This is a genomic window from Erwinia sp. INIA01 (assembly GCF_025947915.1).
Taxonomy (GTDB): Bacteria; Pseudomonadota; Gammaproteobacteria; order Enterobacterales; family Enterobacteriaceae; genus Erwinia; species Erwinia coffeiphila.
Window position 1 is genome coordinate 196,351 of record NZ_JAPDNC010000012.1, and the last position, 6,489, is coordinate 202,839.

The window sequence follows — 6,489 nt, forward strand, 5'->3', positions numbered from 1 at the left end:
CACCAGAGTTATTTATTTTTACGTTCTTCAACGGCGGCGACGCATTTCTTAATGACTTCAGCGGCGTGGCTGACGCACTGTCCAATTTTTACCCGGATTATGACTTTCCCTTCAAAACGCTCCTCTTCTTCTATGGATCGATCGGCGGCAATCAGCACAAAATCGGCAGCGCTAATGTCCGCCGGGGAAAGCTTGTTCATCATGCCCATCGCACCCTGCTGTTCCACTTTGACGTTGTGGCCCAGCTTTGCGCCCTCTTTTTCCAGCGATTTTGCCGCCATTGGCGTATGGGCCAGGCCAGCGATGCAGGAAGTGACTCCAACAATATTCATGCGTCCTCCTCAATAACCACACGCGACTGCATGTAGTTGAACAGTTCATCTTCGCTTTTGGCATCAAACAGTTGCTGACGGAAGTCGTCCTCGACGATCTGGCTGGCCAGGCTGTTGATGATTTTCAGGTGCAGCAGCTGCGCACCGGATTCCGGCACAAACAGGCCGAAAACGATTTTTATCGGGCTGTCGTCCAGGCTTTCCCAGTCCAGCGCCTGCTGCAGGCGGATAAAGATCACCCCCGCCTCGGTCACGTTGACCGTTTTGGCATGCGGGATGGCAATCTGGCCTTCAAAGCCGGTGGAATACTGATTTTCACGGGTCCACAAATCCGCCTCTATTTTTTCTGCATCCGCCGCCCAGCCCCGCTCAACCGCCTGCTGCGACAGAAACCGAAATATCTCCCCCTTACTACTAAAATTCTTATTCAGAAAAATGTTCTCTCTGGCAATCAACATAATTGCGACGTCTCCACTTTTGTCTTCAGCATGTCCTGGCAACATAATAAGCGGATTAACGAAAGCGAAAAGAGAACCGGTTTCCTCCGCCAGGGGGAAACAGCTTGTTATTGCGGATAATAAAATGAGACTTACTTCTCAAAAGGTGGAATAACTGTGATGTGACGCTTATTTTTGACGGGGTAATTAGCGGAAATGAATAAGGGGATTTTGTGAGGTGGATGATATTTATTTTGATTTTAGTCAGGCTATTTCACTCAGTTTAATAGGGTTATCGGTGAAAATATCGCCGTATCAAACCCAAGGAGTGCAACTTTGTGCAGCAGTGAACAAGGATTGCCTATACTTTTAGTACAACGTGCTGACCGGGACTCGCCATGCTAGCCAATACGCTTATCGCCCTTGTGGCGGCAATACATATCTATATCCTGATCCTGGAGATGTTTCTGTGGGATACCCCAACCGGCCGCCGGGCGTTTAACCTGAGCGAGGAGTTTGCCCGCAGCACCCGCGTGCTGGCGGCAAATCAGGGACTGTACAACGGTTTTCTGGCCGCCGGTCTGCTGTGGGGGCTGTGGCTTGGCGAGGGCGGATTCCAGTTTAAGCTGTTTTTCCTCAGCTGCGTGATGATTGCAGGCATCTACGGCGCTGCGACGGCGAGCCGGAAGATCTTATACGTGCAGTCGATTCCCGCTTTGATTGCGCTGGCGGCGTTGCTGTATGGTTAATGTTTTCCTCCTCTGGCTGGACGGTCGTAGGCGCTAAAACTGCTCCCGCCTCTGTGGATAATTTGAATTTCAACAAGGAACCCTGAAATGCCACTCCCCGCCCGTATGAAACCCGTCCGAGCCAGCCGCATGAAAATTAAAGCGCTGGCCGAAAAAGCCGACGAGATCCTCGCGATGATTGATACCGGTTCAGATGAAAATGACGAAACGTTAAATGCGTTTATTGCTGAGTGGAATAGCCAGGTTCCGAATCCGTATGCGTATTCAGATTTCAGGGATTTTTCGTCCTGGACCAGCGCAAAACAGTTCACAAAAATCGCCTTTAATCAGGAAAAATTCTATGAGGATTTAACCTGGGAAGAACTGGTGCAGCTCATTACATTTATTTATCAGGCGGAAGGTAGCGAAGCCGATGTGGACTTTGCACTGCGTCTTTTGGAGAAAAACTTTACGGCGAACCCCTCCGATCTGATGTTCTGGCCGAATGAGTGGTTTAAGGATGAGACGAATCTTCATATCAGTCTTTCCGCCGAGGAAATGGGCGGGTATTTGATGGCGGCATCCAATCGCTATGTTGCGGGCGCGCCGGAAATTGAACTGAAGTATTCGCTGCCGGTGGGGGGGTGGGACTAGCGGGGTTAGCCACCAATTACCCACCCGGCCCCCCAGGGCGCGTTCATCAATGCGCCCTTCCCTGCAATCCCACTTTCCGCATGTTACTTATCCATGTTCCAAACTTTCTAAGCGCTATCACAACTCTGTTTTAAATCCATCAACTGCGCTGTTTGTCGCGCATCCGTTGTGTCATGTTATTTACTGTTATCGGTAACAGTAAACGCTGCCTGCCGCTAAAAAGACCGTGGAATGCCTGAAGGTGATGTGTCTATGGGTAGCAATCCATCGTCGCTAAATAAACGTTATTTGATACCAGGATGCCCAATGAGTAAAAACGTCAAACTATCGCAAAAACGTTGGCTCTATTTAATGCCGGTAATATTCATTACCTACAGTCTTGCCTATCTTGACCGCGCCAACTACGGTTTTGCCGCTGCGGCCGGTATTGATAAAGATCTGGGGATTACCAAGAATATTTCATCGCTGATAGGTGCTCTGTTCTTCCTCGGTTACTTCTTTTTTCAGGTTCCCGGCGCGGTTTATGCCGTAAAACGCAGCGTCCGCAAACTGGTATTTGTCAGTCTGCTGCTGTGGGGAGCACTGGCTGCCGCCACCGGCCTGGTGGCGAATATTCCGATGCTGATGATTATCCGCTTTACGCTCGGCGTGGTGGAAGCTGCGGTGATGCCGGCGATGCTGATCTTTATCAGCAACTGGTTTACTAAAGGTGAACGCTCGCGGGCCAATACGTTCCTGATACTCGGCAATCCGGTGACCGTGCTGTGGATGTCGATTCTCTCCGGCTATCTGATCCAGGCCTGGGGCTGGCGCGAGATGTTTATCATCGAAGGTATCCCGGCGGTTGCCTGGGCCTTTTTCTGGTGGTGGGCGGTGCGCGATAAGCCGTCACAGGTGTCGTGGCTGTCAGCGAGCGAGAAACGCGATTTAGAGCAGGCGATGGCCGCCGAACAGCAGGACATCAAGCCGGTAAAGAATTACCGCGAAGCCTTCACCTCACGCAACGTGATCTGCCTGTGCCTGGTGCACGTCTTCTGGAGCATTGGCGTGTACGGTTTTATGATGTGGATGCCGTCGATTATTAAGGCAGGCGCCAATCGCGATATCGTCTCCGTTGGCTGGCTGGCCGCCGTGCCTTACCTGGCCGCGATCGTGCTGATGCTGATTGTCTCAACGCTGTCTGACAAAATTCAGAACCGCAAACTGTTTGTCTGGCCGCTGCTGCTGGTCGCGGGACTGGCCTTCACCGGTTCGTGGCTGCTGGGCAGTGATTCATTCTGGATCTCCTACGGGCTGTTAATTCTTGCTGCCGCCTGTATGTACGCACCTTACGGTCCGTTCTTTGCGCTGATCCCCGAACTGCTGCCAAAAAGCGTGGCCGGTGTATCAATGGGCCTGATCAACAGCTTTGGCGCGCTGGGTGCCTTTACCGGTGCCTGGCTGGTGGGATTACTGAACGGCCTGACCGGCAACCCGAACCTGTCGTTTGTGCTGATGGCGGTATCGCTGTTTGTTTCGGTGGCAATCATGTATTCGGTGCGTCCGCAGACAAAGCAGGATGGTAAGTCGGTAACGGCGATTGGGGCTAAGGCTTGATGATTTGAGCTTTGCGAAAAACGGTGTATCAGCACCGTTTTTTCCTTACGATAATCATAATTTTTCGTCAGGTTACTGTTGGTTAGGTAACGCAGATTCATTCAGAATGAATCAACTCAAATAAAAAATTGTTTGAGATTTTTTTTCTATGCACATCATCATGGCAAACATTACAAAGTGTAATTAGGTTTCCTAACACATTTTCCTCACCGTCAGCATGGTGTTCAATATGATGTAATTCAAGAAAAGTCCTTGGATCTCCGGGAATTTTTCTTGTATGGGACCATTGGCAGATTCGACAAGCATGGCGATCTCGTTCCAGCACTTTGACTCGGACAGGATCGGGTATTTTTCTATCATGAACTTCCGCTTGCCGATCTTCTTCAAGCAGGTAGGCACCTACATTCAATTCCGGGCGACCGGAATTTTTAGTTGCAATCGGCCAGCCATCCTCAGTGCGTAATTCGCGGGTACGACGAGCCCACTCCTTACTATCGTTAGCTAAATATCTCAACTCCTCACCCGTTACCGGGCGACCAACATTCTTCCTCAGATAGGTCAGTATTTTTTCCTTGGTTGAAACCTTAGTACGGCGAAGTTCATTGACTTCATTCCAACGGAGCGCAGCTTCTCTATCTTGTTCAGAAGACATCAGTGCATAAATATCAGTTTTGAGGCAGCTAATGTCACTGACATTGAGATCTTCTATAGAAATTTCCTGTTGCTCGATCATTTCTTTAAGTGTATTACCACTTAATACTGACCAACCAAATTCAACCCTTAATTCTCTTATCCTCCTTGCATATTCGCTTATCCCAGCGACTATCATTAATTCATCGCCATGAATAATTTCCCTTGGGTATTTCATTAGATATGCCAAAATACGCTCTCGCGCAGAATTACAGCCTTCATCATTAATAAGAGAGCTCCCTAAATCACGTAACACGTGAGTTGCAGGTACGAGAGCCAAAACCTGCTCCCGCAAAGAACTTTCTAATAATCTGCTCTCAAAATCAGCAATTAATACTGCAAGCTGTTTACGCAGCGTTTCCGGTTCGTTCTTCTTTGATCTTCGCACCATTTTGAATTCTGCATTCCATCAAGTGAATAACATAACTAGCTATTTTTTCAGCAAAAACAGGAGGAACCGCATTACCAATCTGGCGAGCGATTTCTGTTTTAGTACCTGTGAAAACAAAGCTATCATTAAAACTCATTAACCGGGCAGCTTCACGATGTGTTATTGGACGATGTTCTTCCGGATGGAGATAACGTCCTTTTTCAGGCTTAAAGAATTCTGTACGTATGGTAACGGAAGGGCGTTCCCACCATAAGCGTCCAAAGAGGTCCGTACCACCGGATTTTTTTCTAATCCAACAATCAGGGGTAATATCTGGCCTGTTATTTTGCAAGTCAAATCTGTTACCCCCTATCGGAACAGCGCGATAACGCTCCTGAGACAGAGCAGTTGGGTTCCGACCGAAGTGGAGATCCAATGGAGGTGGGACGTCCCGAATTTCTGTTCCCACGGGTTCTGGTAAATCACTAATAAAATCTTTAACGTTTAGCCATGAAGGAAGTTTACCGGGTTTATCCGGATTTTGATGCGAAGGCAACGGCGGAAAGTTTGATACTTTATCCAGAGAAAACCGCTCTTTCTTAATGCCAATGGCAATAGCGCGCTTACGCGTCTGAGGTACACCATAATCAGCGGTATTCAGTATTGAAGGGTTTAAAAGCGTGAAACCCAGTCTTTCAGCACGGGCCGTGATATCCTGAAACTCATCACTCGATAAAAGCCCGGGAACGTTTTCCATAACAAAAATTGAGGCCGATGACTTCTCAATGATATCCATGTAAGGTTCCCAAAGTGCACGACGATGGTCACCATCACGGTTTTTATTTAATAAGCTGAACCCCTGGCAAGGGGGACCACCAATAACGATATCTGCTTCAGGTACGGGATTTTCAGCAATCCATTCCTCAATATTTGCGACTACACCATGCTCACCATAGTTAGCATTGTAGGTTTTGATCGCAGCACTATCATTATCAAGTGCCAGAATACCTTCAAAATGAGCGCTATTATCACCTTTCATGAAGCCGTAGGACAAACCACCGGCACCACAAAATAAATCGATGACTTTCAACTTGCTAATTTTACTCATTAAAAATAGCTCCTGGTTCTGAATTTCATATCAACGGGTTATTCTACCACAAAATAGAACTGTATGCATTTACAGTATTTGGCGTTTCTATGAATCAGAAGTGAGGCTATCGGTTATATAAAAACGACACAAGGAGCAAATCAGGCAGGATTGAGAATCGCTTAACTCATTGATATTTAATGGCCCTACAGGATTCAACATTAGCATCCAACCAACTGTAAATAATGATGTTTTTCACATTAAACTTATCCACATACCCCCAAATATACCCCCAAATGTTTTTGTGTGGCACATTTCCAGCCCCCTTATCGCGCTGAGGAGTATACCCACTAGCAGATCACCAGTCACCAGTTCTATCTGCTTTTTGGTGGAAACCATCGTGGAAACCTCATGCCTAGAAACCAAGGTTTTGCTGGATACCTGGATGGATACCGCGCTGGTGGATACCAGCATCAGCCGCATTGCCTTACTTCTTCCGATTCACGTAGGCGTCACCACACTCCCGGGCGGCCTGTTCGAGTAGCTGGGCCGTCATCACATAGTTGCTCCGACTTTCTGCATCTGCGGCCATCCT

Annotated in this window: 7 protein-coding genes and 1 pseudogene; 3 read left to right on the forward strand and 5 right to left on the reverse strand. The window is 48.1% G+C overall.

Annotation, left to right across the window (positions count from 1 at the left end):
• Window positions 1-8 precede the first annotated feature (8 nt).
• Window positions 9-332: a PTS fructose transporter subunit IIB gene (locus OMR58_RS20680; protein WP_105590900.1), complete on the reverse strand. Its 324-nt coding sequence runs from the start codon at window positions 330-332 to the stop codon at window positions 9-11.
• On the reverse strand, window positions 329-790 hold the full coding sequence (locus OMR58_RS20685; RefSeq protein ID WP_264546816.1) for a PTS sugar transporter subunit IIA: 462 nt from the start codon (window positions 788-790) through the stop codon (window positions 329-331). Before OMR58_RS20685 ends, OMR58_RS20680 begins: the two co-directional genes overlap by 4 nt.
• Before the next feature lie 377 nt (window positions 791-1,167).
• Between OMR58_RS20685 and OMR58_RS20690 the strand changes: the two genes are divergently transcribed.
• From OMR58_RS20690 to OMR58_RS20700, 3 genes are all read left to right on the forward strand, one after another.
• Entirely contained in the window at window positions 1,168-1,518 is a 351-nt protein-coding gene (locus tag OMR58_RS20690) for a DUF1304 domain-containing protein (RefSeq protein WP_105590898.1), read from the forward strand.
• Between the two features lie 87 nt (window positions 1,519-1,605).
• Window positions 1,606-2,151 (forward strand): hypothetical protein, encoded by a 546-nt coding sequence (locus OMR58_RS20695; RefSeq protein WP_264546817.1) that lies wholly within the window; start codon window positions 1,606-1,608, stop codon window positions 2,149-2,151.
• 306 nt (window positions 2,152-2,457) lie between these two features.
• On the forward strand, window positions 2,458-3,747 hold the full coding sequence (locus OMR58_RS20700; protein ID WP_264546818.1) for an MFS transporter: 1,290 nt from the start codon (window positions 2,458-2,460) through the stop codon (window positions 3,745-3,747).
• Between the two features lie 97 nt (window positions 3,748-3,844).
• Here the strand turns inward: OMR58_RS20700 and OMR58_RS20705 are convergent, their stop codons facing one another.
• The 3 genes and pseudogenes from OMR58_RS20705 to OMR58_RS26070 form a co-directional block, all read right to left on the reverse strand.
• Entirely contained in the window at window positions 3,845-4,828 is a 984-nt protein-coding gene (locus OMR58_RS20705; RefSeq protein WP_264546819.1) for an HNH endonuclease, read from the reverse strand.
• On the reverse strand, window positions 4,785-5,915 hold the full coding sequence (locus OMR58_RS20710; RefSeq protein ID WP_205065451.1) for a DNA cytosine methyltransferase: 1,131 nt from the start codon (window positions 5,913-5,915) through the stop codon (window positions 4,785-4,787). The genes OMR58_RS20705 and OMR58_RS20710 overlap by 44 nt, the downstream gene beginning before the upstream one ends.
• Before the next feature lie 469 nt (window positions 5,916-6,384).
• A pseudogene (locus tag OMR58_RS26070) lies at window positions 6,385-6,489 on the reverse strand (DUF2280 domain-containing protein); the annotation flags it as partial.

Excerpts from the sequence above, each read along its gene's own strand:
- OMR58_RS20685 (WP_264546816.1), bottom strand. The coding sequence starts at position 790 with ATGTTGATTGCCAGAGAGAACATTTTTCTGAATAAGAATTTTAGTAGT.
- OMR58_RS20695 (WP_264546817.1), top strand. The coding sequence starts at position 1,606 with ATGCCACTCCCCGCCCGTATGAAACCCGTCCGAGCCAGCCGCATGAAA.
- OMR58_RS20705 (WP_264546819.1), bottom strand. The coding sequence starts at position 4,828 with ATGGTGCGAAGATCAAAGAAGAACGAACCGGAAACGCTGCGTAAACAG.
- OMR58_RS20700 (WP_264546818.1), top strand. The coding sequence starts at position 2,458 with ATGAGTAAAAACGTCAAACTATCGCAAAAACGTTGGCTCTATTTAATG.
- OMR58_RS20680 (WP_105590900.1), bottom strand. The coding sequence starts at position 332 with ATGAATATTGTTGGAGTCACTTCCTGCATCGCTGGCCTGGCCCATACG.
- OMR58_RS20710 (WP_205065451.1), bottom strand. The coding sequence starts at position 5,915 with ATGAGTAAAATTAGCAAGTTGAAAGTCATCGATTTATTTTGTGGTGCC.
- OMR58_RS20690 (WP_105590898.1), top strand. The coding sequence starts at position 1,168 with ATGCTAGCCAATACGCTTATCGCCCTTGTGGCGGCAATACATATCTAT.